30 protein-coding genes and 1 pseudogene are annotated in these 25,458 nt (G+C 65.9%); 20 read left to right on the forward strand and 11 right to left on the reverse strand.

All coding sequences use genetic code 11. The features are described from left to right. Positions 1-63: 63 nt before the first annotated feature. The 9 genes from NBW77_RS04425 (at position 64) to NBW77_RS04465 (ending at position 8,778) form a co-directional block, all read left to right on the forward strand. A complete protein-coding gene (locus NBW77_RS04425) occupies positions 64-1,002 on the forward strand; it encodes an ABC transporter ATP-binding protein (protein ID WP_131749061.1) in 939 nt (312 codons plus the stop codon). After that, the gene (locus NBW77_RS04430; protein WP_250279317.1) at positions 999-1,841 is read left to right on the forward strand and encodes an ABC-2 transporter permease; all 843 of its coding nucleotides are present in this window, start codon (positions 999-1,001) and stop codon (positions 1,839-1,841) included. Before NBW77_RS04425 ends, NBW77_RS04430 begins: the two co-directional genes overlap by 4 nt. Positions 1,842-2,019: 178 nt before the next feature. After that, positions 2,020-2,625, forward strand: coding sequence for a hypothetical protein (locus NBW77_RS04435; protein ID WP_250279318.1), 606 nt, complete (start codon positions 2,020-2,022; stop codon positions 2,623-2,625). Positions 2,626-2,922: 297 nt separating this feature from the next. Continuing rightward, a complete protein-coding gene (locus NBW77_RS04440; protein ID WP_250279319.1) occupies positions 2,923-4,569 on the forward strand; it encodes an acyl-CoA synthetase in 1,647 nt (548 codons plus the stop codon). A 176-nt stretch (positions 4,570-4,745) separates the two neighbouring features. After that, entirely contained in the window at positions 4,746-5,873 is a 1,128-nt protein-coding gene (locus NBW77_RS04445; protein WP_131749057.1) for an amidohydrolase family protein, read from the forward strand. A 108-nt stretch (positions 5,874-5,981) separates the two neighbouring features. Beyond that, positions 5,982-6,338, forward strand: a complete 357-nt coding sequence (locus NBW77_RS04450; RefSeq protein WP_242606118.1) for a hypothetical protein — start codon at positions 5,982-5,984, stop codon at positions 6,336-6,338. 26 nt (positions 6,339-6,364) lie between these two features. Next, positions 6,365-6,796, forward strand: coding sequence for a LuxR C-terminal-related transcriptional regulator (locus NBW77_RS04455; RefSeq protein WP_349816960.1), 432 nt, complete (start codon positions 6,365-6,367; stop codon positions 6,794-6,796). A gap of 120 nt (positions 6,797-6,916) precedes the next feature. After that, on the forward strand, positions 6,917-7,303 hold the full coding sequence (locus tag NBW77_RS04460) for a response regulator (RefSeq protein WP_131749052.1): 387 nt from the start codon (positions 6,917-6,919) through the stop codon (positions 7,301-7,303). Positions 7,304-8,052: 749 nt separating this feature from the next. After that, complete coding sequence (locus NBW77_RS04465; protein WP_131749048.1) at positions 8,053-8,778, forward strand: hypothetical protein; 726 nt, start codon at positions 8,053-8,055, stop codon at positions 8,776-8,778. Positions 8,779-8,940: 162 nt separating this feature from the next. Here the strand turns inward: NBW77_RS04465 and NBW77_RS04470 are convergent, their stop codons facing one another. Then, positions 8,941-9,291 carry a cupin domain-containing protein gene (locus NBW77_RS04470; RefSeq protein ID WP_131749046.1) on the reverse strand — a complete coding sequence of 117 codons (351 nt, stop codon included), beginning with the start codon at positions 9,289-9,291 and terminating at the stop codon, positions 8,941-8,943. Between the two features lie 75 nt (positions 9,292-9,366). On the opposite strand from NBW77_RS04470, the gene NBW77_RS04475 reads away from it, so the two are divergent. Beyond that, positions 9,367-9,984, forward strand: a complete 618-nt coding sequence (locus NBW77_RS04475; RefSeq protein WP_207387209.1) for a TetR/AcrR family transcriptional regulator — start codon at positions 9,367-9,369, stop codon at positions 9,982-9,984. Positions 9,985-10,032: 48 nt separating this feature from the next. On the opposite strand, the gene NBW77_RS04480 is transcribed toward NBW77_RS04475, so the two are convergent. After that, positions 10,033-10,401 (reverse strand): hypothetical protein, encoded by a 369-nt coding sequence (locus NBW77_RS04480; protein ID WP_131749044.1) that lies wholly within the window; start codon positions 10,399-10,401, stop codon positions 10,033-10,035. Positions 10,402-10,923: 522 nt separating this feature from the next. After that, positions 10,924-11,907 (reverse strand): LysR family transcriptional regulator, encoded by a 984-nt coding sequence (locus NBW77_RS04485; protein WP_131749042.1) that lies wholly within the window; start codon positions 11,905-11,907, stop codon positions 10,924-10,926. 346 nt (positions 11,908-12,253) lie between these two features. Here NBW77_RS04485 and NBW77_RS04490 point away from each other — a divergent pair, with 346 nt between their 5' ends. Continuing rightward, on the forward strand, positions 12,254-13,255 hold the full coding sequence (locus NBW77_RS04490) for an alpha/beta hydrolase (protein ID WP_131749040.1): 1,002 nt from the start codon (positions 12,254-12,256) through the stop codon (positions 13,253-13,255). Positions 13,256-13,392: 137 nt separating this feature from the next. Further along, positions 13,393-13,641: pseudogene (locus tag NBW77_RS22690) on the forward strand (pentapeptide repeat-containing protein); the annotation flags it as partial. On the opposite strand, the gene NBW77_RS22695 reads toward NBW77_RS22690, so the two are convergent. The 5 genes from NBW77_RS22695 to NBW77_RS04525 form a co-directional block, all read right to left on the reverse strand. Then, on the reverse strand, positions 13,551-14,012 hold the full coding sequence (locus tag NBW77_RS22695) for a BTAD domain-containing putative transcriptional regulator (protein WP_502799436.1): 462 nt from the start codon (positions 14,010-14,012) through the stop codon (positions 13,551-13,553). The pseudogene NBW77_RS22690 and the gene NBW77_RS22695 overlap by 91 nt on opposite strands. 40 nt (positions 14,013-14,052) lie before the next feature. Further along, the gene (locus NBW77_RS04510) at positions 14,053-14,721 is read right to left on the reverse strand and encodes a zinc-binding dehydrogenase (protein ID WP_131749038.1); all 669 of its coding nucleotides are present in this window, start codon (positions 14,719-14,721) and stop codon (positions 14,053-14,055) included. Between the two features lie 180 nt (positions 14,722-14,901). Continuing rightward, positions 14,902-15,237 carry a TfoX/Sxy family protein gene (locus tag NBW77_RS04515; protein WP_131749036.1) on the reverse strand — a complete coding sequence of 112 codons (336 nt, stop codon included), beginning with the start codon at positions 15,235-15,237 and terminating at the stop codon, positions 14,902-14,904. Next, a complete protein-coding gene (locus NBW77_RS04520; protein WP_250279320.1) occupies positions 15,234-15,944 on the reverse strand; it encodes a type 1 glutamine amidotransferase domain-containing protein in 711 nt (236 codons plus the stop codon). Before NBW77_RS04520 ends, NBW77_RS04515 begins: the two co-directional genes overlap by 4 nt. 150 nt (positions 15,945-16,094) lie before the next feature. Further along, a complete protein-coding gene (locus NBW77_RS04525; protein WP_250279326.1) occupies positions 16,095-16,688 on the reverse strand; it encodes a TetR/AcrR family transcriptional regulator in 594 nt (197 codons plus the stop codon). A 635-nt stretch (positions 16,689-17,323) separates the two neighbouring features. On the opposite strand from NBW77_RS04525, the gene NBW77_RS04530 reads away from it, so the two are divergent. The 5 genes from NBW77_RS04530 to NBW77_RS04550 all read left to right on the forward strand — a co-directional run bounded on the left by NBW77_RS04530 (position 17,324) and on the right by NBW77_RS04550 (position 20,585). Continuing rightward, complete coding sequence (locus NBW77_RS04530) at positions 17,324-17,587, forward strand: type II toxin-antitoxin system Phd/YefM family antitoxin (protein WP_131749031.1); 264 nt, start codon at positions 17,324-17,326, stop codon at positions 17,585-17,587. Continuing rightward, complete coding sequence (locus NBW77_RS04535) at positions 17,580-17,996, forward strand: type II toxin-antitoxin system VapC family toxin (protein WP_242606113.1); 417 nt, start codon at positions 17,580-17,582, stop codon at positions 17,994-17,996. Before NBW77_RS04530 ends, NBW77_RS04535 begins: the two co-directional genes overlap by 8 nt. A 120-nt stretch (positions 17,997-18,116) precedes the next feature. Further along, on the forward strand, positions 18,117-18,434 hold the full coding sequence (locus NBW77_RS04540; RefSeq protein WP_175324776.1) for a hypothetical protein: 318 nt from the start codon (positions 18,117-18,119) through the stop codon (positions 18,432-18,434). Then, complete coding sequence (locus tag NBW77_RS04545) at positions 18,431-18,769, forward strand: XRE family transcriptional regulator (protein WP_131749027.1); 339 nt, start codon at positions 18,431-18,433, stop codon at positions 18,767-18,769. The genes NBW77_RS04540 and NBW77_RS04545 overlap by 4 nt, the downstream gene beginning before the upstream one ends. A 592-nt stretch (positions 18,770-19,361) precedes the next feature. Beyond that, positions 19,362-20,585 (forward strand): IS4 family transposase, encoded by a 1,224-nt coding sequence (locus NBW77_RS04550; RefSeq protein ID WP_131749068.1) that lies wholly within the window; start codon positions 19,362-19,364, stop codon positions 20,583-20,585. A gap of 224 nt (positions 20,586-20,809) precedes the next feature. Here the strand turns inward: NBW77_RS04550 and NBW77_RS04555 are convergent, their stop codons facing one another. Together NBW77_RS04555 and NBW77_RS04560 are read right to left on the reverse strand one after the other, a co-directional pair. Continuing rightward, positions 20,810-20,986 carry a hypothetical protein gene (locus NBW77_RS04555; protein ID WP_165486321.1) on the reverse strand — a complete coding sequence of 59 codons (177 nt, stop codon included), beginning with the start codon at positions 20,984-20,986 and terminating at the stop codon, positions 20,810-20,812. 21 nt (positions 20,987-21,007) lie between these two features. Beyond that, entirely contained in the window at positions 21,008-21,208 is a 201-nt protein-coding gene (locus NBW77_RS04560) for a hypothetical protein (RefSeq protein WP_131749025.1), read from the reverse strand. Positions 21,209-21,722: 514 nt separating this feature from the next. Here NBW77_RS04560 and NBW77_RS04565 point away from each other — a divergent pair. The 3 genes from NBW77_RS04565 (at position 21,723) to NBW77_RS04575 (ending at position 24,188) form a co-directional block, all read left to right on the forward strand. Continuing rightward, positions 21,723-22,079 (forward strand): type II toxin-antitoxin system RelE/ParE family toxin, encoded by a 357-nt coding sequence (locus NBW77_RS04565; protein ID WP_250279321.1) that lies wholly within the window; start codon positions 21,723-21,725, stop codon positions 22,077-22,079. Next, positions 22,076-22,414 (forward strand): XRE family transcriptional regulator, encoded by a 339-nt coding sequence (locus NBW77_RS04570; RefSeq protein WP_131749020.1) that lies wholly within the window; start codon positions 22,076-22,078, stop codon positions 22,412-22,414. The genes NBW77_RS04565 and NBW77_RS04570 overlap by 4 nt, the downstream gene beginning before the upstream one ends. 913 nt (positions 22,415-23,327) lie before the next feature. Continuing rightward, positions 23,328-24,188 (forward strand): hypothetical protein, encoded by an 861-nt coding sequence (locus NBW77_RS04575; protein WP_250279322.1) that lies wholly within the window; start codon positions 23,328-23,330, stop codon positions 24,186-24,188. Positions 24,189-24,755: 567 nt separating this feature from the next. Here NBW77_RS04575 and NBW77_RS04580 read toward each other — a convergent pair. Further along, positions 24,756-25,458: hypothetical protein (locus NBW77_RS04580; RefSeq protein WP_207387206.1), on the reverse strand; the 703-nt coding region annotated here is incomplete at its 5' end.

The following is a 25,458-nucleotide window of genomic DNA, read 5'->3' on the forward strand; positions in this document are numbered from 1 at the left end:
GGGATGCCAACACACCGTAACCTCGGTGGAGTCAGATCACCGGAAATCCGTGGAGGGTGCACCGTGATTGAAGTCGAAGGGCTGACAAAACGCTACGGGGAAAAAACGGCGGTCGACGGCCTGAGTTTCACCGTGGGGCCTGGGGTGGTGACGGGTTTCCTGGGGCCGAACGGTTCCGGCAAGTCGACGACCATGCGAATGATTATCGGTCTTGACGAACCCACCAGCGGTGAAGTGACGGTCAACGGTCGGCGCTATCGTGATTTTTCGGCCCCGTTGTGTGAGGTCGGGGCGTTGCTGGAGGCCCGGTCGATCCATACGGGCCGGTCAGCCGCCAACCACCTGCTGGCGCTGGCGCAGACGCATGGGATCTCCCGCCGACGGGTGGACGAAGTGATCGACCTGGTCGGTCTGCGAGAAGTCGCGCGCAAGCGGGCGGGTAGCTTCTCCCTCGGGATGGGGCAGCGCCTCGGGATCGCGTCGGCGCTGCTCGGCGACCCCGCAACCGTGATCCTGGACGAGCCGGTGAACGGGCTGGACCCGGAGGGCATCCGGTGGATCCGGACCCTGCTCCAGGGGCTCGCGGCCGAGGGCAGGACGGTGTTCGTGTCCTCCCACCTGATGAGCGAGATGGCATTGACCGCCGAGCACCTCATCGTGATCGGCCGCGGGCGGCTGATCGCCGACATGTCCGTTGCGGACTTCATCCGCAGCGCGTCGACCAACACCGTGAAGGTCCGATCGCCGCAGGCGTCCGGGCTGCGGGACCTGCTCGTCAGCGCGGATGTGACGGTCAGCAGCAGCGCGGCCGACGCATTGGAGGTCACCGGTCTGACCGGTGAGCAGATCGGGCGGACAGCGGCCGAGGCCGGCATCGTCCTGTATGAGCTGACGCCGCAGCAGGCGTCGCTGGAAGAGGCGTTCATGGATCTCACCCGAGACAGCGTGGAGTACCACGCCGACGTTCCGATCAACGGTCGGGCGACAGGAGCCCGGTCATGACCGCCACTGCCGAGGCCGTCCCGACCCCGAGCAGCCCACGGGTGACGCCCGAGCCGGGCGTGAAGGTGACCCAGCGGCGGGTGCTGCACTCGGAGTGGACAAAGCTGTACTCACTACGTTCAACTCGCTACTCCCTGCTCGTCGCCCTGGTAATCACGATCGGGCTCGGCATCCTCATCTCCTGGGGGCGGGCCAGCCACTGGGACCAGGAACGGCCGATCGAACGGCTGTCGTTCGATCCGACCCTGACGAGCCTGAGCGGGATCTTCCTCGCGCAGCTCGCCGTCGGGGTTCTCGGCGTGCTGATCGTCAGCGGCGAGTACTCCACCGGGATGATCCGGGCGACGATGGCGGCGGTACCCACGCGGCTGCCCGTGCTGTGGGCCAAGGCCGCGGTCTTCGCCATGGTCACCTTCGCGCTGATGACCGTTGCCTCGTTCGTGGCGTTCGCGGGCGGGCAGGCGATGCTGTCGTCCAAGCACATCTCCACGACGCTGTCGCAACCTGGTGTGCTCACCGCGGTGATCGGCGGCGGACTGTACCTGACGGTCGTCGGTGTGCTGGGTGTCGCGCTCGGGGCGCTGTTGCGCAGCACCGCCGGCGGGATCGCGACCCTGTTCGGGCTGCTGCTGATACTTCCGATCATCGTGCGTTTCCTGCCCTCGAACTGGCGTGACCACATCGACAGGTATCTGCCGAGCAGCGCCGGACAGTCGATCCTGCAGGTGGTGCACGACTCCTCGGCACTGTCTGCGTGGACCGGGTTCGCACTGTTCTGCGGGTATGCGCTGGCCGCGCTCGCGGGCGCCGCCGTCCTGCTGCGACGCCGGGACGCCTGAAGCGATCCTCCGCTGTCGCCGGTCACCGCAACCCCAGATTGCCACTGATTGCAACTTGAATATTACACAGAGTTCTCATGGAATCTGAATAGTTCCTGAACCCGGACCTCAGGTGACCAGCCGACCCTGAAAGTCCACCAGGTGCGCCACAAGGGGTGCACCGAAGGGGGGAACGACGATGCGGCCTCAACTCGGTACCATGATCACGACAATCGCGACGGTCGGTGTTCTGGGTATCGCGGGTGTCACCGCGGCAGCGATCGCCTCACCCGGATCTTCCACGAACCTGAACTCTCCGACCGCGGCAACGGCGGCGGCAAGCGCGTCGCCCACCGGCGGAACAACCCGGCCGAAAACACCGGGACAGGACAAGGACTGGCCCGGCCGCGACCGGCCCGACCCCGGCTGGGCCGACCCCGACCGGCCCGACCCCGGCTGGGCCGACCCCGACCGGCCCGACCCCGGCTGGGCCGACCCCGGTCACGGGGCCTGGGCGGATGCTCCGGCACTACACGGTGAAGCGACGGTGAGGACGGACAAGGGCTACCAGGTCATAGCCGGACAACGCGGCACACCGACGAGGGTGTCCGCAACCTCGATCACGGTCACGAGCGAGGACGGATACCAGGCCACCTACGCCGTGACCGGCGGCACGGCACTGTGGAGCAACGGCAACAAGGCGAAGATCGGCGACTTCACGACCGGCACGACCGTCCTGGTGGCCGCGACCGTGGACGGGGCCACCAGGACGGCCCGGGTCATCGCGCACCTGCCCACCAGCTGACGATCAGCACGGACCTGCGGTGAAATGACCTGAAGTACACCGCCTGCACCGCAGGTCACGGCCGCCCATGATCCCGATGGGCGGCCGTACAGTTGCCCCGGTACCGCCCACTCCAGCCTTGACCGCCACTTCCCTTACGCCTATTCTTCGCTCAATCACATCCGTCGATACGCCGTTTTAGTGAATGCAGCACATTCACGAATGCAGCGCATTCACGAATGGTGTTTCAGCTCATCCGTAGGTTCCGTCGTTGTTCACATGGAGCGCTTTGTGGAGGGTCTTCACGGTGAGATGGGAATGACCGCGGTCCAAGACAAGAACGGGGTGGACGGGCTCGTGGGAACGGCTCGTCAGCACTCGGTCGGGGACCTGCTTCGGCGTACGGCCAAGCGCTTTCCGGACAGGACGGCCCTTGTCGCGGGCGACGTCCGCGAGACATACGCGCAGTTGAACACGACGGTTAACCGTACCGCCCATGCACTTACCGATCGCGGTGTCACCAAGGGTGACCGTATCGCGTTACTGTCGCACAACTGCCGGGAGTTCGTCGTCATCTACCTGGCGCTGGCCAAGCTCGGCGCTGTCCTCGTCCCGGTCAATTTCATGTTGAACGCCGACGAGATCGCGTTCATCCTGCGCCACTCGGGCGCGACCGGGTTCATCACCGAGGATGCCCTCGCCCCGGTCGCCCACCGTGCGCTCCAAGCCGTGGGCCTCACCGGCGGCGTCCGCGGCTGGATCACCTCCTCCGGCGCCTCCTCCGGCGACGGCGCCGCCGGCGCCTGCCCGAAGCACGGCTGGGAGGAGGTCTCCGCGTGGCTTACCCACGCCGACACCACCGAACCGGACGTGACGATCACCGACGACGACCCGCTGCGCCTGATGTACACGAGCGGCACCGAGTCCCGGCCCAAAGGTGCGCTGCTGTCCAGCCGCTCACTGATCGCACAGTACGTGAGCTGCATCATCGACGGCGACATGACCCCGGACGACGTCGACATACACGCATTGCCCCTCTACCACTGTGCCCAGCTCGACGCCTTCCTCACCCCGGACATCTATCTGGGTGCCACCAACGTGGTCCTACCCGGGCCGGACCCCGCCATGATCCTCGACGCCATCGAACGGGAAAAGGTAACGAAGCTGTTCTGCCCGCCCACGGTGTGGATCGGGCTGCTGCGCTGCCCCGCCTTCGACTCACACGACCTGTCGTCGCTGCGCAAGGGGTACTACGGCGCGGCCCCGATGCCGGTCGAGGTACTGCGCGAGTTACAACAGCGGCTTCCCCGGCTACGGCTGTGGAACCTCTACGGCCAGACGGAGATGGCTCCGGTCGCCACCGTCCTGCGCCCCGACGAACAGGTCACCAAAGCAGGCTCGGCCGGACGGCCGGCCATCAACGTCGAGACGATGCTGGTGGACGACGAGGACCGTCCGGTCCCACCCGGGACCATCGGTGAGGTCGTACACCGCGGCCCACACGCCACGCTCGGGTATTACAACGACCCCGACAAGACCGCGGAGGCGTTCCGAGGCGGCTGGTTCCACTCCGGCGACCTCGGGGTCTTCGACACCGACGGCTATCTCACGATCGTCGACCGGAAGAAGGATATGATCAAAACGGGTGGTGAGAACGTCGCGAGCCGAGAGGTCGAGGAGGCCGTCTACCGCCATCCTGGCGTGGCAGAGGTCGCCGTGTTCGGCATTGCCCATCCGTACTGGATCGAGGCGGTCACCGCGGTCGTGGTTCCCAGAGCCGGGACGACCCTCACCCCCGAAATAATCATCGCCCATGCCCGGCAGCAGTTGGCTGGCTTCAAGGTCCCGAAATACGTGGTTGTCACCGGATCACTCCCCAAGAACCCCAGCGGCAAGATTCTCAAACGGGAACTACGGACCGCCCATGCCCACCTCGCCGACACCCGGGTGACTCCAGAACCATGATGCGGAACCCGGTAAGGTCCACGCAGTCCGCTCGGTGGAGACCCGCGGGGTGGCCCAGCCGCCGAGATCGCTACCCGCGTGCATCGACGGATTATTCGATTTATCGTGGTGAAGCCCGGCAGCCTCGCACGGACGACCCGTGCTACTCGCCCGACCTGGCCGGCACGGAGGTCACAATGAACGAAGGCGCGAAAAAGATCTGGGCCCATTCGGGTGACTCGCACTTTCTCGAACCGGATGACCTGTGGCTCCAGATCCTGCCGGCGAAGCAGGCGGAGCGGATGCCGCGAAGCGAGAAGGTCGGCGAGAACGAGGAGATCATCCACGTCGACGGCAAGAGCTTTCGCCGTACCCTGCCGAAGGTCATGACCGCACGGGGTGCCAGTGGCGAGACGATCGTGCAGATGTCACACCGGCCACCGGGCGCCCGCGACGTCACTGCCCGCCTGGTCGATCTCAACAGCGAGGGCATCTGGGCGGAGGTGGTGTACGCCTCGCTCGGCCTGTGGTCGAACATGATCGAGGATCCCAAGCTCGTCCGGGACGCGGCCCGAGCTGAGAACGAGTGGCTCGTCTCGGAGATCCAGGACGCCGCCCCCGACCGGCTCGTGCCTGCCGGGCTCATGCCGTTGCTCTCGATCGACGACGCGGTGGCGGAGGTTCAGCACGCCGCCTCGGTAGGGCTGAAGATCGTATCTCTTCCCACCGGGATACCACCCGGCATGAAGGACTGGAATGACGCCTCATGGGAGCCGTTGTGGGCGGCCGCGGAAGAGGCAGGGATGGTCCTCGGCTTCCACATCGGTACCGAAAGTAACGAACGCGTGCTGTACCGCGGGCCCGGCGGTGCCGTTCTCAACCTCCTGGAGACCTCCTACGAGGGACAGCGGGTGGCCGCCAAGCTCGTCGGCAGCGGCGCCCTCGACCGCCGCCCCAACCTGAAGATCCTCATCTCCGAGGGTGGGGCGACCTGGGTGCCGTTCGTGGGCGACCGGCTCAACGAGGGGTACCGCCAGCACGCCGCGTTCGTGCGGCCGAAACTGTCCCGCGAGCCCAAGCAGATCCTCTACCGCCAGGTGTACGCGTCGTTCCAGCACGACGAGTCAGCGCCGGCGGCGCTGTGGGCCATGGGTTACCAGAACGTGATATTCGGAAGCGATTACCCGCACCTCGAGGGTACGTTCGGTCACACTCAGAAGACGTTGCACGAGCTCTTCGACGGGGTGACGCCCGAGGTACGCCATCGCATCACCCGCGGCGCGTTCGAGGAGCTGTTCCCGCACGTCAGCTCCCCGCCCGAGTAGAAGAAAACACGTCAGTATCAATCCGTTGCGAGTCAGTGAGTACCGGAGCGTCCGGCAGCACCTTCTTCCGGTGCTTCTCCGCCGAGGAAGAAGCGATCTTTCCCGACCATGACGAGTGGCTCGACGACATGGCCCGGCTGTTCGACGAGACCGACTCCACGCTTCGCCAGCGAGAGCGACAACGGCCTGCGCAGTGTCGTGGCCGCCGTGGTCGCCGCGCATAACTACGTCTTGCGCGCCGTCGTGCAGGTCGCGTTCGAGGCGGCGCCGTGCGGCGTCGGCCGCGGCGACGATCCGGACCCGCGAGGCCCGGACCTCGGCGAGTTGGGCACGCACCCCGGCGGTGCACACCCACGGTGTCCGCGAAAGCTGCAGATCCTCGGCGAAGAACCCGGCCCCGACCAGGACCATCAGGAGCCCCACCTGGTTCGCCGGCCGGCGGGCATGCGCCAGCGGCCCGGCTGAGGTCCAGCCACCCGCAGATCGGGGTCGTGGTGCTCTCCCAGTACACGAACCCGGAATACGCGCTGAGCCTGTTGGAGCAGGGCAGCGCCGGCCGGGCGTACCTGCTGAAGGACACGGTCGGTGAGCCGCGGCAGCTCGCGGACGCGGTGCGCGCGGTCGCCGCCGGCCGCTCCGTGGTCGACCCCGCGGTGGTGGATGCGCTGGTCGCGGTGCGGACGCCTGCCCGGTCGCCGGTGTTGGCCTCGCTCACCCCACGCGAGCGGGAGGTCCTCTCCCTCATCGCCCAGGGGAAGAGCAACGCCGCCGTCGCTGCCGCGATCTTCCTGACTGAGCGGGCGGTGGAGAAACACATCAACACCCTCTTCGCGAAGCTCGGGCTGACCGCCGAGCCGGACGTCAACCGGCGGGTCAAAGCCGTCCTGATCCACCTCGCCGAACAGCGGACCGCGGCAGGCTGATCCCGCGCTGAATTCCGTGCTGATATTTCCGTGCTGATTCCCGCGCGCGGGTGGTGGCGCCATCCACGCCGGGGGCCAGCACCCTTGTGACGGCCTCGCCCCACCGCCAGCATCGGCTGCATGGCGGCGCACGGCGACACGGTCGCGGTTCTCGTCGTCGACGATCAGGAGCTGTTCCGTGACATCACGCGGACCCTGATCGCCATGATGCCCGGCTGGCGGGTGGTGGGTGAGGCCGCCTCCGGTGAGGAGGGCGTGGCCCTCGCCGAGCAGGTCAGACCCACGATGGTGCTGATGGACATCCACCTGCCCGGCATCGACGGCATCGACGGCATCGAGGCGACCCGTCGGATCGTCGCCACCGACCCGACGGTGACCGTGCTGCTCATGTCGACCTACGCCGTAGAGGACCTGCCGGCCGACGTCGGGAACTGCGGCGCCGCCGGCTACGCCCGCAAAGACGACCTCACTCCAGCGTTCCTGGAGAGATTCACCGGCCGCGGCTGATGTCACCGGGAGCCGCGGCGGTATCAGCCGGGGACGGCAGCGCCTGCCACGGCACCGGGCCGTCCAGCGCCCGGTCGACCTTGAACACGCCCGGCCCGTACCGGTAACGGGCCAGCGCCCATCGCCGTGTCGGAACCAGGCCCGTCGTCGGTCGGCAGTGGATGCCGGGCCCGCGGCATCAGGTCGTCCGCACGGATGGTCACCACTCCGAGGACGTCCATCAGCAGGCACAGCATGTAGCCGAGGTCGATCTCGAACCGGTGGTAAGAGAATCGGGCCGATCGTGGAAAGACATGACGGTTATTCTGATAGCCCTCTCCGTAGACCAGCCAGGCGCCCAGGTGGTTGTCACAGGAGTCGTCCGGCAGATCGAAGGTGCGCGAGCCGACGGCGTGTCCATCATCGATGGCTCCTGGTAGTGGACTCAGACACCGGGGCTTCTGAGACGTGCCGCGGCCGTGGCCGTGGCATCCAAGGATGGTAGGACCCGGAAGGCCGCGTGCCAGCACCCCTGGTAAAGACAGGCCAGTGCCCCTGGTCCGGGGAATTCCCGCTCTCTACCGTCGGACGCAGGCCACACCCCACCTTTCGGAGGTGTTCCGGTCCCACGAGACGAGGAGGACCCCATGAATGGAAGACGAACACGAGTCCCGGATGAGCCGCCGCCTGCTTTCTGTCATATCGACGCCCGGCGGGCGGAAAAGCGGATCGGATCCGGCCGCAGCCAGTTGAAAGCGAGGCTCCGACCGGTGCGCAGGCTGACACGCTTTCGCGGTATTCGTGTGCCCGCGGCCGTCTCACTGATGATCGCCGTTTTTCTCCTGACGGGGGCTCCCTCCTGCGCGGCGCCGGAACCGCGGCCGAACACCAGTGCAACACCGGCGCCGCGGTCAAGCACCGGTACTGGGAACCCGGACCGCGGGAGCGGGAACGGATGCGCGCAACCCGGCTCCCTGACCCGGTCGCTCCTACCCGACCTCTCAGGCGACCAGATCAGGACAGTCGCCGAGGATCCCTGCCTGAAGTTCGCGCAGCTCGCCGACCGGGTGCTCTCCATCGTCCCCGCCAGCCAGCGGTCCAATCTCCAGGGCGGTGAAACTTCATTCCTGCCGAAACTCACTCAGTTCGCCAACAGGGTGATAGCGGTCAACGACGCGGCCGAATGCGCTTACAAGACCGACCGGCTGGCCATCGGCATCTACCAGCACCAGAACTACCTCTGGTCGGTCGGTGTGGTGGCGGTCATCCGCGGCGACCTGCCCGCCGCTGTCCTGGATGCGGGAGCCTGCCTGCTGATGGAGAAACTGACACCGCTGTCAGGCGATCGCCTTCGCAGCGCGACCAGCGGTCCGCAGCCGGCTGTCTGCGCCGACCACAACACTGTGAGCCGCGGCAACCAGAAGTACACGCTGATGTGGCTCGGCTCGTCCGACCGGATGTGCAACCAGCTCTCAGGCAAGCTCGACGGAAGCTGATTTCCTGTGGTCAATCGAAGAAGCCGAGTTCGCCGCACCCACGGCCCTCTTCGCACAATGTGCTCCTTGCTGTGTGACGGCCTGGCGGATCGACGATCGCGCCACCGGGCACGCCCATCCGCGGGCAGAGAAGTGGGCAAGGAAGTGGGATCCGAAAAGGGGTCACCCACCGCCGGGGCCCAGCGCGCCGGTGGGGGCGGGTGAACCGGCCGGTCGGGGTTCCTTCAACTCAATGAAGATCGAGTGTGTCTCCGTGTCGCCGATGTTCTCGCCGCTGTGCTGCTGGGCGTCGAGCCAGCGCACCTGCCCGGCTGGGAGATCGACCTCGACCTGCCGGCCGTCGGCCGTGATCCGCCGCCGGAACGCGGTCAGCGTGTACATCACGCTGTCCGGATGCCGGTGGGGGCTGGTCCTGTCGCCGGGTCGATCCCGGTACTCCAGGACCCGGAGACGGTCGTTCTCGAAAATCACCGTGTAGAGGCCGGGGTCCGTCACCGCGGGGTCCAGGCACATGAACGCCTCACCAACTCCGTCGTCATGGTATCAACATGCCAACATGGGACTCCAATCCCATGGGATGACGGTACCATGATGGTAATGTCAGTCCCATACGAGCTGACGGGACGCAGCCAGCAGAAGGCACGTACCCGCGACGCGCTCGTCTCGGCCACCCGTAGGCTGCTCACACAGGGGGTGACCCCCACCGTCGAGGACGCCGCGGCAGCCGCCGAAATCTCCCGGACGACCGCCTACCGCTACTTCCCCAACCAGCGCACCCTGCTGCTGGCCGCCCACCCCGAGATCCAGCACGAGTCCCTGCTGCCCGACGACGCCCCCACCGACCCGCTGGCCCGGCTCGACCTGGTGATGCAGGCCCACCTGCGCATCACCCTCGACTGGGAACCACAACTACGCACCGCCCTGCGGCTGTCGCTGGAAGCCGCAGCCGACGCGGAACCACCGCTGCTGCGTCAAGGCCGAGCCATCGGCTGGATCGAACACGCCCTGGCCCCCCTGACCGCGACCCACCCCCACCTCGACCTGCACCGGCTGGCCATCGCGATCCGCTCCGCCGCCGGCATCGAAACGCTCATCTGGCTCACCGACATCGCCGGCCTCTCCCGCGACCAGGCCGCCCAGACCCTGCGCTGGTCAGCCCGCGCCATGCTGCAGGCCGCGCTCGCCGGAAACCCGCCGCCGCAGTGACCGGCTGATCGCTCCTATGGTGGAGCATGCCGCCGGCCAGGGCTATGATCACAAATCCGCCAGACTGGCCCGTGTCCACGGCATCAAGATCGAGGGCTGGTAGCCATCGGAGGACTGGTGGCCATTGCCGAAAACCTCCCGCTCGTACCGGTCCCACACCCGGTCCGGGATTACTCTGGCCACGTAGTAGGGCAACCTCGGATGCTGTAGCAGGGGCAGCCACCCCTGGTACTCCTCATCCCGAGCGGCAGCCACCTCGTCCGCGATTTCCTGGCGGTATGCCATGCACGCCTCGTGGCAGGTGTGGATCCCCGCCTCGCGGGCCTGTCGCGCCGCGGTGGCCCTGGTGGCGGCAACCCGTTCGGGCGTGCGGGTCCACCATTTGCGGTCGGGATTGAGCAGGCTCCCGTTGTTCATCGCCCCTCTCCTCCGGCGGTGGTGTCTTCGGAGTTCATGTTGTCCAGCTCGGCCTCATCGACGAGCACGGCGAGGAGCCCTCCTGCTTCTACATATGAATATGACTTGAAATATGAATATGACTTGGACCGCACAGTGGCGGTGCGAGGCAGGTACCCGTCCGGCGTCGCGAGCCCGACAGCGGTTCGTGCGATGCTCCCCTGGATGACGACCTCTCCCCCGGCTTCTATCTTTCAGTCATTCCGGGAACTCTCGGCGACAGGTTCACGACACCCGGATGCCGATTCAGAATCCCCAACAAGATGATCTAGATCATCGCATCACCATAAATCAGGCAATTACTAGAAATCCTGTACAGAACCTGATAACCCTCAAATTCCGATCGATCCATCCCGTCCTCCGCCAGGGAGAAACCGCGCAACCGAACCGATTACCCGGACCCTCAGGTATCCGATAAACGCGGATATGCCGAAAAGAGAATCAGTCAGCCCGTCGGCTGCCTTCTCCGGCCCATAACCCCGGTCACGTCTCGTCCGCTCCGCTGAAAGGTGGTGGGCGGAGGACGGAGGAGTCCGGACAATCCTGACGGCTGGTATATGCGGCTACCTTCTCAGCTGTCACCCGGAGATCGACGAGTTCAGGTCGCCGCGCCCCGCTCTGGAGCATCGCGATACACACGGCGGCAGGTGGCAGGTCGACCGCCTGCGCGTAGACAACGCCTGGATGAGGGAAAAGCGCAGCCGAGCTTGCCGGGAGTATCCCGATTCCGCTGCCGGCGGCGACTTCCCGCAGAAAATCGCTCGGCGTCTCGCAGCGGGCGATCACCTTTGGCTCCGAGCCGTCCGGGCGTGGCGAGACGGTCCAGAACGCGGCGACCGACGGTAGGGCGTAGGCGCTGTAGACCAGCGGCTCGGCCACGACGTCGTTCAGTGACAGGTACGGTCGGCGGGCGTCCTTGTGGGTGGCTGGAAGGCAGAACACCCTTGGCTGAGCCTGTAGCGGGACATAGCTGAGGTCGAACATATCGGAAAGGATGTTGGGGAGGAGTGCGAACGTCGCGTCGACGGCCCCGGCACGCAGGGCGCGGCTCTCCGCCCACCAGGGGATGGCGCGCAGAATAATCTTGATGTCGGGAAAGTACTCACCGAAGAGGCGTAGCAGATGACGCGCTGCCGGGCAGTAGTAGTTGGGGCTCGCTCCGAGCACAAGTTGGCGACGGCCGGTGCCACTGCGGCCGGTGCCACTGCGACTGGTGCTGCGGACCCGATCCAGTGACGCGGTGACGTGATCCACCAACGCAGGTAGCTCCGCGCGCAGGGCCTGGCCCGCCTGGGTCAGGGTGACCTGTCGAGTGTTGCGGACGAACAAGCTGCATCCCAGCGAGTTCTCCAACGCCCGCACGGAGCGGCTGAGCGCCGGCTGGCTGAGGTGGAGCTTTCCTGCCGCGCGAGTGAAGCTGAGCTCTTCAGCGACCGCCGCGAAGTGCTCGAGCAGCTTCAGATCCACATGCGGACTCTAGCGGCGCACCGGCAACCGCCGCCATGAGCACCAAGCGAACCGGGTTGGCTACGGGATGCGCAGGTATCCACCCTCGGTGGCGAGTCAGGTCACGCAACAAGGGTGATCCCCGATTGATGCGTGAGACGCATAGGTAATTGACCACATCCATACCGGCCAATACTTTCATCGTCAGCAGCGACGAACCAAAGAACACTGGGGTGGGCCGCCCGTTGGAATCGATCTCTCGCCGTATCGACCGCCCGCGGGGGGAGAGAGGCATTGGTGCATGTGACGGGATCGGCGCCGGGCAAAGCGGAGGATATGACCTCCCGGAACGAGAAGGCGGAGACTGATGCGCTCGTACGATGTAAACGTGGACGTGACCAGGCGGACGGATCTTCCTGGAGAACTATGGACGGCCGCCACCGTCCACCTTCCCGATCATATTGATGGTCCGGTTACCGCGTTTTTCGGATTCCCGGGAGGCGGATTCGGCCGCAAGTATTATGATGTCCGCTTGATTCCCGGCTACAGCCAGGCTGAATATCATACCGCCGCCGGTTTAATCTTCGTGGCCTGCGACCATCTATTTGTCGGTGACAGCAGCAGACCCGACGATCCCCTCGCGCTGACCTATGAGAACCTCGCGGCCGCCAACCATGTCACCGTCGAGCACATCGCCGCAAGGCTTGGCGCTGGCACGCTGGCGCCGGGAGTCTCGCCGATCGACGTCACGAAGGTCGTGGGAATGGGTCAGTCGATGGGTGGTTGCCTGCTCACCGTTCAGCAGGCCAGGCACCGCACCTTTGACGGCGTGGCCTTTCTCGGTTGGAGCGGGATCTACACCAATTTCCCTGCACCCGACGGCAGCCGGATCACCTACCCCCTGCCGCGCCGCGGCACCGACCTGCACCCCATCGCAGACCAGGTGCTCGGCGTCGTGTCCCCGGACGAAGAGCACTTCCGGTTCTGTTTCCACTGGCAGGACGAGGAGCCGGAGCTGATGGAAGCCGACCTTGCCACCTACCGCCCCTTCTCCGGCGTGGCCCGCGGCGACAGCAAGACCCCGTGGGGAAGCCTAACCACGCCACCATGTGCGATAACCATGATGACCGAAGGCGCGGTCACAACCGACGCGGTCGCGATTGACGTACCCGTGCTCATTGCGAGCGGAGAGCGGGACGTCATCCCCGATCCCCGGGCGGAACCGTCCGCTTACCGGTCGTCGTCGAATATCTCGCTCGTGGTTGTTCCGCGCATGGGTCACATGCACAATTTCGCCCGGACACGTGAACAGCTGTGGGAGCACATCGCGGCCTTCGCTCGCACGGTACCGAAGGCGAAAGCAACGTGATACGAAGCGTCCACGGGAAGGGCGCGCATCCCCGTGTTCAGGTGTCCCCGTTCCTCTCCACTTCATAGCTTCGGAACCCTGTCCATGGCCATGAAAAAGTCCTCGTTGTTGGCCGGGTAGAGGTCCTCACGGGGGCGTCCCTGATCGGCGCGACGTTCTACCAGGCAACCCTTGCCGGTGCGAGGCTCACCGGGGCCAACCTGACGCGGGCGTGGGCCGCCGAGGCCGACCTCACCCGGGCACGGCTCGACTACGCCAACCTGACCGGAGCAAACCTCGGCATGGCCGGCCTCACCTACGCGTCGCTGCGCGGGGCAACCCTGACGGGCGCCACCCTCGACGAGACGGTCTTAGTGGGAGCCGACCTCGACAGCGCGGACCTGACCAAGGCGAGGCTGTTGACCGTCGGCCAGCTCCTGTCCGCCAGGCTGACCGAGACCACGCGGCTGGACCCCAGACTGGCCGACCGTCCGGCGTTGATCGCCCACCGGGTCGCCAGCCGGACCAGGCCCGCCGCGGGGAGCAATCGATCGACGACCAGCCGCTCGTCGTGACCGAGAACCAACGACTCGAGCTCACGCAGCCGAGGACCCGGTTCGACGCCGAGGTGCTCGACCAGGTTCTGACGGGCCGTGCGGTACGCGGCGAGGGCGTCGGTCTGCCGTCCGACCCGGTACAACGCCGTCATCAACGAGGAAGTGGCGTATCCAGTCGATTCCTGAATCGCGAGCTCTCGGGCCGGCGGCCCGCTGCCCATAGGTCGATCGGTGCTGGAGTGGGAGCGCTCGCTCGCGCGTCTATTCGGCCGGGGACGGGTGGCCGGTGAAATCGAGTATCAGTTTGCCGAAGGTTGTGTCGTTGCCGAGGTGGTCGAACGCTGTTTCCGCCTGGTCGGCGGGGTAGATCGTGTCGATGATGGGCTGGAGCCGGTTGGTGCGGACCAGTGGGCCGATCCGCTGGGCGAGCAGGCGGGTCAGCGCGGTCTTCTCGGTGTGGCTACGGGTTCTGAGCATGCTGCCGTGCAGAGTGAGCCGGCGGGAGAGCAGCTCGACGAGGTCGAGGGGCTGGTCGCGTCGCGCCAGCGCGCCCAGCAGGACGATCCGCCCCTGGCTGGCTGTCGCGGCGATGCTGGCGGCGATGCTGGCGGCGAGGTCGGTGCCGACGAGGTCGAGCACCACGTCGACCGGTCCTGCGGCATCGCGAATGTCGGACGGAGACGCGGGCGCGAGTTGTCCGTGGTCGAGACCCAGGCGGCGTGCGGCGGCGAGCTTGGTGGCGGATCTGCTCGTGCCGACCGTGATCGCACCGGCCAGGTTCGCGAGCTGGAGGGCGGCGGTACCCACACCGGACCCGACCGCGTGGATGAGGACCCGTTCGCCTGGTTGGATGCGGGCGAGCGTGAACAGGGCGTCGTAGGCGGTGAGGAACGCCTCCGGCACCGCGGCGGCGGTGGCGCATGAGGACATCGGCCCGGTTGAGGGCCGCGCCGTGCACCCGAACCCGCACCTCCCGCGGCCCCGGCACCGGGACCGGCCGGTCCACCAACACCGGCCGCAGGATGCCTACGCTGGTGGACAGCGCACCACGGGTGCCGGTCATGCCGCGACCGGTGACGTGTCGACCGGTCACGGCGAACTCGACGGCTCTCACGTCCGGGCCTGTCCGGGAAGGCGGCTGATCGCGTGGCGGACGAGGTCGGTCAGGGCGCCACGGTCGTCGAGGGCGTCGTCGGGAACGCTGTAGTAGGCGCGGACCGTCACGGTCCTGCCGGCCGCCTGGTAGGTGAACGGCCGGCTGCCCGCTGCCTCCCATATCGGCCGTTGCACGTCGGCGACTTTGACGTAGAAGGTGTCCATGACCATCGCGACCTGGCGGCCGGCGTGACACAACGCCCAGCCGCCGAAGAACCGTCGCAGCGTCATCCCGCCCAGCGGCTCGACCTGGTCAAGGACGTGCTGGGCGAGGTCGCGGTGCCCGCTCACGGCCGGGTCGGGGCGGTCCGGGCCGGCCGCATCGCCTCGATGACGAGTTCGGCGACCCGTGCCGAGGAAGCGGGGTTCTGCCCGGTGACGAGCTGACCGTCCCGGATGACGTGCGGGGCGAAGGGCTGGCCTGCGGCGTACCGGGCGCCGAGGGCGCGCAGCCGCTGTTCCAGGGAGAACGGGACGAGACCGGTCGCGGCGACCAGCTCCTCCTCGGCATCGCTGAACGCGGTCAGCTGCCGGCCGTGGACGACGGGGTGTCCTGCGACCCGGATGTCCACGAGCGCGGCGGCGCCGTGGCAGACCGCCCCGACCGTCCCACCCCGGGAGAGCACGGCGGTCAGCAGGTCGGCCAGCGGCGGGTTGTCGGGAAAGTCCCACATCGTTCCGTGGCCGCCGACCAGGATGACACTGTCTAGGCCGCTGGCGTCCAGGTCGGCCAGGTGCTCGGTCGCCGCCAGGCGGGCGAGGGCGTCGGGGTCGGCACGGAACCGGTCCACCGCGCCGGTGACCGCGCCCGGCGTGAGGCTGGCGGGATCGACCGGCGGCTGCCCGCCAGCGGGCGAGACCAGAGTGACCTCGACGCCGGCGTCGGTCAGGACGTAGTACGGGGCGGCGAGCTCCTCGTACCAGAAGCCGGTCGGACGGTCGGACTCGCCGAAGCGAGCCGTCGAGGTGAGAACGAGTACCGCTCGGGAACCGAACACGGCGAACCTCCAGATGGACGTGAGCATGCCGAAACAGACGTGGACAAGGTCGATCAACCAGCGAGGACGTCGCCGGCACTACACGGGCCTACGCGGACGCGGCTTCCGCGCCACTGCCCGAGACAAACCTCTTCGGGTGGAGGGTGTCGGTCAGCCGGGCGCTTCCCGCAGCGAGGTCACGATGTCGTCGGTGACCTGCCGCAGCCGCGACGGCTCGGCACCGGACCGCACCAAGACCAGCACGCCTTGGTAGTCGACCAGCAGCCGCAGCCCGAGAAGGTCCGCGGGCCGGCCCGCCGGGACCTGACCGGCCGCACGGGCGCGTACCACCGCACCGGCGAAGCCCCGTTCGATCTCCTCCAGCCCCTGCCGCACACCGCGGATGGTCAGCTCGTCGAGCGCGTAGGACTCCACCGCGCTGTTCGTCACCAGACAGCCCGGGTCAGGGTCCAGCCCGGTCTCGAATGTCGAGGTGAAATAGCTCCGGACACCGGCGAGCGGGTCGTCGACCCGTTCGAGGTGCTCGGCTACCCGGCGGCGAACCACCCGCTCGATGTAGGCGTCCAGCGCCGAGCGGAAGATCTCTTCCTTGTTCCCGAACGAGCGGTGCAGACTGCCCGGGTGCAGTCCGGTCGCGGCCTCCAGATCCCGTAGCGACGTGGCGTGAAACCCCTGGCGGCGAAACAGCTGCATCATCGTCAGCAGGACCTCGTCCGAGTCGAACAGCTGCCGCCGCCCCATCATCACACCCCAATAGTTGGTCGATCGACCACAAATCTAGCGGATGGGTCGGACTTGTCAACCCACCGCCAGCATGGCCAGCCCGCATCCGGAACCAGGCGTCCTGGACACGGACAGACGCACCCTCGCCGCGACGGGCCACCCCCTGTCCAGGTTCCCGGCCAGAACCTCTCGTCGCACCACGACAGAGTCAGTCCGCCCCCCGACCGCTGCGGGCACTACGCCCGGACGGCACAGGCCCCGTTGGGCGTGTCGCCTCGACTGGTTCAGGTAATGCGCTGGTCCCGCCGGTCAAGAGGAAAGAGCGGTTTGTCCGCCGACGTCCGCCGACGTCCGCCGTGTCGGCGCGACCTGGGCTCGTCGTCCGCCGGTGTTCGTACTCGTCCACCAACGTCCGCCGGCTTGGATACAGCAATGGGTACAGAAATGGGTACACCTGGACGGATCAGAGCGTGCCGCTGGAATCCACGTTACGAGCTTCGGTACCCGCCGCGTTTCCCGTTCTACCCCGATGCTTGTCAGTGCTACGGGCACACGGCGGGCAGGACCAAGCGAGGCTCCAACAGCTCCCGCCCGCCCATGGGATGGCCCGTAGCACGACGTAGCATCTCGTAGCAGTATCGACTAGAATCATAAACATGTCGCAGCCTGTCTCGCATGAGATCACCCAGCGAGAGCTCCGAAACGACTCCGGTGCGATCCTGCGCGCTGTCGAGCACGGCGAGACGTTCGTCGTCACGCGGAACGGCAGCCCGATCGCCGAGTTGGTTCCGCTCCGACGGCGGACCTTTGTCCCTGCTGCACAGGTTCTCGCCATGTTCGCCCACGAGGCGCCGCTCGACGCCGACCGGTTCTTCGCCGACCTCGACGCCGTTGTCGACCAAGGGTTGTTTGGTGACTGATCGCCACAGTCGAGGGCTGCTCGACACGAACGTGATCGTCTATCTTCCCCGAGTGGACCCCGACGAACTGCCGATCGAAACCGCGATCAGTTCGATCACCCTCGCGGAACTGACAGCCGGTCCACACGCCACAAACGACCCCGTTGAACGTGCGGTCAGGATCGGACGCCTTCAAAGAACGGAGGCGACCTACGACCCACTACCATTCGACGCAGAAGCCGCACGCCACTACGGTCCCGTGTACGCGGCCGTACTCGCCGCGAACCGGACACCGCGGCGCCGTCTTGCGGACCTACTGATCGCTTGTGTGGCCGTCGCCAACGACCTTCCGCTGTACACAATTAACCCTGACGACTTCACCGGCCTTGAAAGGCTTGTCCGCGTCGTGCCCGTCACCCGTCCACGATAGTTAAGGTCCACTTGACCGGCCGAGGTGCATGCCTTCAAGGTCCGGGAGATCCGGGAGGAACAGTGCCTAACCCAAGTCGCGCGGATCCCGTCCGGAAGCATTCCACAGGTTATGATCGGCGTGAGTTTGTCGTTGTGTACGATTTTTGGCCAATTTAGCGTACCCAACAACAAACTCACGCGGATCTTCGGCATAGCCGGCGAACCTGATGTTGGTCAGCCAAGCCATCGAGGCGCCGCAGATCGAGGGACCGGCTCTCTTGGCCGACCCCTCGTGGACACGATCAAGGGTTCAACGTTATCGAGCCTCAAGGAACTGCGACCCGAATCGGTCGGGGCGAGCGAAGTGAGGCGCTGGTATCGCGCAGCGATTCCGTTGGCGGAGGCGGCGTATGCGGATCACATCAAGCGGATGAAGACGCAAGGAGACGACCAGTGACTGACCACCTGAAGGATCCGCAAGCGCGTTCGCGGGAGGACCTCACTGACGAGCTCGCCTTCACCGCCGCCGAACGTGAAGAGATCAGCACCGGTGCGCAGCGCCTCATCGCCCACGCACGGGCATTCCGTCTCACGGAGGTGCGTCGGCGTCAGCATGCGACTCAAGTTGAGGTGGCCAAGGCGATGGGAGTGACACAGGCCCGCGTGTCCCGCATCGAGAAGGGCCAGTTGGAACGCAGCGAGGTTGACACCCTTGCCGCGTACGTCCAGGCGCTGGGCGGCAAGTTGAAGATCGTGGCCGACTTCGGCGACGAGTCGTACGTTCTCGGATAGCTGGTACCACCGGCCTACCGAGGGAGAGACCACGCAGCGTGGTACAGAGCGGGCGCACATCACCCCAAGAAGGATCTTGTCTTGGTGATGATCTGACCGAGAACACCAGGTCAGGGTGGGTGCGCCGCCAGGGACTTGAACCCCGAACCCGCAGATCAAGAGGAAAAAGCGGTTTGTCCGTGGGCGTCCGCCGTGTCGGCCTGACCTGGACTCGTCGTCCGCCGGTGTTCGTACTCGTCCACCGATGTTCGCCGGCTTGGGTACAGAAATAGGTACACGCCGCATGCCCCGGACGATCAATTGGAACGGACCGCGGTCCCGCGTCAAGGCCTGTCAAAGATGTCATGTGTGCCGACCCGTAGCCAGACGATGTGTGCCTCGCCGTCCTTCTCCGGCTCGCCATAACGGAACAGGGCGCGACCATCGCCCGCCCACGTCATCTCAAAGACCCCAGGCTCTCCGCGGAACCCCTTGACCCAATGCCGTTTAGCTTAAGTGGATCTTGTCGGGCGGGTTGATCTTCTGGGGCTGGTGCGGCGTGGCGACGTGCCATCGGTGCTGGCGGGTGGTTTGGTCACGGTTCGTGGCTTCGATGGTGTCCCCGGACCAGGTGTCGGTCGGGGTGCTGGTGACGGCGGTGCCGCGGGACGCGGTGGACGAGGCGGTCGCCGTCTGCGGGGTGGGGGCGCGGCGGGCTGGCGGGAAGCTGCCGCCGCATGTGACGGCGTATCTGACGTTGGGGATGTGCCTGTTCCCGGACGACGACTACGCCGAGGTCGCGCAGAAGGTGACCGGGTCGTTGGACCGGTTCGGTTGCTGGGACGCCGTCTGGTCGCCACCGACCGCGGGCGGGATCACCCAGGCCCGTAAACGGTTGGGCCCTCAGACGATGGCCGAGGTGTTCGAGCGGGTCGCCGGGCAGGTCGCGACGCTGTCCACGCGGGGGGCGTGGCTGCGGGGCCGGTTGCTGCTCGCGATCGACGGGTTCGAGGTCGACGTGCCGGACACCGAGCCGAACGCGGCCGCGTTCGGCTACGCCGGCTCGGGTGAGAAACGGTCGGCGTTCCCGAAGTTGCGGGTCGTCGCGTTGGCGGAGTGCGGCACGCACGCGTTCCGGGCCGCCGAGGTCGGCGGGTGGACGACCAGCGAGAAGGCCCTGGCCCGGGGACTGCTGATGAGGCTTCGCCGGGACGAGGTGCTGACCGCTGACCGGGGGTTCTACTCGTTCGACAACTGGGGACTGGCGGCCGGGACCGGCGCGGACCTGATCTGGCGGGCCCCGACCGGCCTGAACCTGCCGGTCGTGAAAGTCCTGGCTGACGGCACGTTCCTGACCATGCTGATCAACCCGAAGATCACGGGTGTGCGGCGGCGCCGCGCGCTGCTCGACACCGCGAAGGCCGGCACCGACCTCGACCCGGACGAGGCGCACCTGGCCCGGGTCGTCGAGTACGACATCCCCGACCGGGCCGGGTCCGGTGCCGGCGAACTCGTCGTCGCGCTGACCACGATCCTCGACCCCCGTGAGGCCCGCGCCGACGAGATCGCCGCCGGCTACAACGAACGCTGGGAGGAGGAGACCTCCAACGATCAGCTCAAGACCCACCTGCGTGGCCCCGGCAGGATCCTGCGCTCCCGGCTGCCCGACCTCGCCATCCAGGAGATGTGGGCCTGGCTGATCGTCCAGCACGCGCTCACCGCCCTGATCGCCGGCGCCGCCGAGGCCGCCGACATCGATCCCGACCGGGTCGGTTTCGCCCGGACACTGCGCCTGGTCCGCCGTTCCGCCACCGGGACGGCGGACATTCCCCCCTGAGGACTGGAATGCCCACCTGGCCCGGATCCACGCCGAAATCACCCGCGAGCTCAACCCACCCCGGCGCCACCGTACCTGTCCCCGCGTCGTCAAACGCGCCCGCCATAACAGCTACCACGTCAAGAAACCCGACGAGCCCGCCTCGACCCGTCACAACCGACCCGCCACGATCCGGCTCCACCCGCTCCAACCACGCGCAGCATGATCAAAACATGAAGATCAAACTACGCTAAACGGCATTGCCCCTTGACCCGGAGGCTCTTGCGGAAACCGACCCCGGCTTGGAGGTCCTCGACAAACAGGTCACGCGCCCGGAGGAACCGCTCCCGCTGGGCATAGGTGAGCCGTCGGTAGTCAGCCCAAAAGCGGTCGAGCGCATCGAAGGTGGGCACACCGAACATGGTAGATGTCCGGCATATACCTCATGCCGTGCGACGCAGTGTCTCTCCGTCATCAGCGGTGATCTGTCGCGCGTATGCGTCGAACTCCTCGACCGACCCGAACGACAGGACGCATCCCGCAGCAAGATCCGCATCCGCATCCGCAAGTACTCTGTCAAGCCACTCCGGAGGATCAACAAGCTCGACATCGCGGAAGGCTGCCGGCAACTCAGGTTCGTACACGGCGGGCCTCCTCGCTACCGGACTCACCTTAAACGGTACCGCACCCCAGGGGGCATGGAACGTGACTGCGATCCGGGTCGCTGTCACGGTTGCCGTCAAGATCGAGAAAAGAGGACTACCTAAAGTGATAATGGCTGGTCAGAAGGGGTCTGCCGCCAGGGACTTGAACCCCGAAACCGTGGGGTAAACGTGGGGTTCAGTGCCTCGGACGCCCGACCGTGCGGCGAGAAGTGCCTGTGCTGCAAGCAGTTTTGGTGCGCCGCCAGGGACTTGAACCCCGAACCCGCAGATTAAGAGACACGTTTGTGATGTTCGTGGAGGTTCGCCGACGTTCATCAGCTTGAGTCGGCGGGCCTCCGTCGTTCGTTGTCGTCCGCCGACGTCCGCTCACGTTGCTGTCAGCGGTTGCTGTCAGACCCTCCACTGGAAGCCCGACCGTCGACTCCGTCAGATCAGCCCCACAAGAGCTTAACCCCTGAGTTAAGATGCTCCTGTGCAGAGCTGGGAAGTCCTCTTGGTAGAGGAGGTCGCCGAGTGGTTCGTCGACCTGACCAAGAACGACCCCCAGTCGGCCGACCTCGTCGAGGACGCCATCGACCGACTGGCAACCGTCGGTCCAACCCTCGGCCGGCCGCTGGTCGACCGGATCAAGGGCTCACGTCACCACAACATGAAGGAGCTACGGCCAGGTTCGGCAGGCACGAGCGAGATCCGGATCCTGTTCGCCTTCGACCCGGTCCGCCGGGCGGTGCTGCTGGTAGCCGGGGATAAGTCGGGCAATTGGCAGCGCTGGTATGAGACCGCGATACCCGCAGCGGATGAACGCTATGACCTTCACCTTGCCGAGATCGAGAGGAGGGACTACCGATGACAACGATGCGATGGGACGACGTCAAACGCCAGGCCGAGCAGGCACGCCTCGCCGCCGGCTATCCGGTGCGGACCGCCGCCGATCGCGAGGCCGGACAGCGCCGCCTCGACGACGAGATCCACGCCTACCGGCTGGCCGAGGTCCGACGCAGCCGTGCTCTGACTCAACGTGAGGTCGCCGAAACCATGGGTGTATCCGGCCCCCGCATCTCCGACGTGGAACGCGGAAAGCTGGACGTGGTGTCGGTGTCAGTCCTGCGCGCCTACGTCGAGGCACTTGGCGGACGGTTGAAGGTCACGGCCGAGTTCGACGACTCGAGCTACATCGTCGCCTGACATCGCCAGCCGTCACCGAACAAAGCGGTAGCCCGTAACAAACCGCAACGAAGCTGCCCACTGCTCAGCAAGCATGTGGAGTGTGGGTGCGCCGCCAGGGACTTGAACCCCGAACCCGCAGATTAAGAGGAAAGAGCGGTTTGTCCGCTGATGTTCGTGGACGTCCGCCGCGTCGGCATGATCTGGGCTCGCCGTCCGCCGGTGTTCGTACTCGTCCACCGATGCTCGCCGGTTCGGGTACAGCAATGGGTACACGCAGACAAGTTGGAGCTTGTACCTACGCAGCCCACGCGACAAGATCGGGAAACCTGTGCCGCGGCTGCCGCCGACCTGGGTTCTCTCGTTCCGGCCCAGGTCAGCGGCGTTCCGCTCCCCACCAAAGATCACAGATCGGACCATATGCTGACCGTTGCTACTGGCACGCGAATGGCACGAAACGAGTTCCGGTGGCTCGGTGCCGGTTCGACCGGGTACCTTGCGTCGCCGACTCTAGTTGGCTAGGTCGGCCAAAGCCGTACAGGGTCGTTCCCCTCGTCTCTGGGCGTCAATGGTCACCCTCACCGTCAGCCGGGGGCTGTGCGGAGGTTCCAGGGGTTTGGGATGGCTCTCGGGAATCGGCTCGCGGCCAGCGGGCACGGGCAAGAGCTCGACAGGAGGCAACCCAGATGGTACTGATTGCGATGGTTGCGTCAGGGTACCCGAGCGCGACGATGGCCACGGCTGCTGCCAGGACGAAGACCGTCCCAAGAACGACGACTCGCGTGTGGGCTGCATCGGAGTCCACCTGCCTTCGGCGCGGGGGCTGCGGGTCGAGCCCGGGGGAGGTTCCGCTTGTGGATCTCGTTGGCATGCGTCAAGGATCGGGGGAGCTGCGCTCCTAAAGGAACCCCGCAAAAACATGTATGATCCAAGTGTGGTTGAAGACCGGCCTGATCCTGCAATCTTGGATGATCTGCTGAGCGATGCCGACAGGTTGGGCTTCCCCTCCCTCAATGAACGCCTGGTGCGGGAATGGCATCAGAAAGGTCTTATTGGAAGCCCTTGCCGTCTATCGCTCGGCCGGGGGCGTGGACAAGCACCGGCTCTCTACAGCTCCGAGCAGCGGGCGCTGTTCATTGCAGTCGTCCGCAATCGTGCCCGAGGATACAAGTACACGACGCTTGCGACAATCCCGGTGTGGGCGTGGCTGAACTTTGGCGAGGACTGGGTCGAGATGGGCCAGTTGCGGCGCGCTCTCCGCACCGCCATCGGTCCGAATCCGCGTCGCTCGGTGAAAGCCGCCTGCAAGGCGGCAAATGTTTTGGTGTGTCAGATAGATTTGCATCATGCAAGCTACGAAGCGAGGACTCGGCTCCGTAAGGAGATCAGCGCCGCACTGAACCTCGGCCAGGTAAACTATGAGTGCCTTCGCGCAGCCGTGGCAGGAGTCTACGAACCGTGTGGTGTTGCAATCGTTCGTGGCCCTGCCGGTGCGCCGCTCACCGTCGATAGCATTACGGCGCTGCTCGACGCAAGAATCCGCGGAATGAAGGAGCTCTATTCTGCAACTGACGAAGCCTTACTCCTCGCGCGGTCCCGACATCAGGAGAGCTGGCCAGAATATCAGGCGCGACAGGCAGCGTACTCGGCCGAGGCAGGACCTCAACTCGCTTCGCTATTCGCTCCATCGGACGTTACAAAACAGGTGGAGGACTCCGTGTCGGAAGTCGTTTTGCTACTTGGCATCGAGAGGCAGCGGACGGACCGTGCGGCACACATGGACGCTCATCGGTGACCCCGACCCTCGTCACAGCGGTCGCGCAGCGGCCTTGATTACTAACGCGTGTGTCACGTGGCGCAGGTCGGGGATATTTCATTGTCTGAACCTTGCACCGATGGCGCGTCGCTGCTCCCCGCAGCTGGGAGATTCTTCAACTTCGACTGCTTCCGGACAGTCCCAATTCCTACAGCAAAAAGATTAGAGCCAAGGTACCGGCCATGATTGCAAGTACCGTCCCCCACCACTTATGAGCTGCCGCGTAGCGGGTCCGCCTATGTGGCTTTTCGCACTACGCCGGAAGCTGTATCTGATCAGTTACGCCTATCAAGTGCCCGACGTGGCGGGATGTAGCCAACCTGGGGTATTTATCCGGAATCCGACTGCGGAGTGTCTACCGAAACCAGTCACTGTTAGCGATTGATCAAATACGATCCGGCGTAGTGCAAAGAGCCGCCTATGTCCGCTGACGTCCACCGGTGCAGGTCGAGGTCTTGATTCTTTCTGTGGATATTCACTCGCGTCCGTGGTCGTCAGGGGGCTTGACTACCACGTTTCAGAGTCGGGTTCGGAGCAGTCCTGGTGTCAGGACGGCGATGTGGTCGCAAGGGCGAGTCTGCCCGTTGTGACCTTGCTTTTGCCGTTCCCAAGAACGACCCGCATTCGTACATCCACGGATTCGCCGAGGAAGCCGGCGAGGCCAACCGCCCTGCCTGCGATGACGGCCGCTTCCACGGGCATCATCGGCACGAACAGCATCTTAGAGGAGTGAGGCTCCAGGCGGAAACCAGGTTCTGGATTGAGACGAAATCCCGGCTGCTGGAAAGCTACGCCCCGCGGAAGGATCGCTTCCACCTTGTCGAGACTCACCGCGAGCCGGCCGATGTTCGTGACCTCCACGGCCAGACACTCTTCACGGTAACCGTACTCGGCGCCTTGGCTGCGAAGGTTCGCGAAGATCTTAGGTGGCCCCGTCAATGCCCCGCCGTCACCCACCATCGCGACGCGCAACACCACTTTGACCCGGCTTCCCGTCAGGAGGTAGTTCGTGCATTGCCACCCCAACGAGAGGCAAGCTACGCAGAGACTGATGATCGCAACGACCAAAGCTCCGGTCATGCCCGTATCTTGCCAGCTCGATCCGGCCGCACTGCCGTGCGGGTACCTGCTAGGGACTTGCATCGCGTGCGGATGGCGAAGTGGCGCCGACGATCCTGATTCTTTGGGAGATGTGGCCTGCCGCTGCTCCAGTTGCCGCTCGACGACGCCAACAGTGTGCAAGGAACCA

It is taken from the genome of Frankia sp. Cppng1_Ct_nod (assembly GCF_920656135.1).
GTDB classification, from domain to species: Bacteria; Actinomycetota; Actinomycetes; order Frankiales; family Frankiaceae; genus Protofrankia; species Protofrankia meridionalis.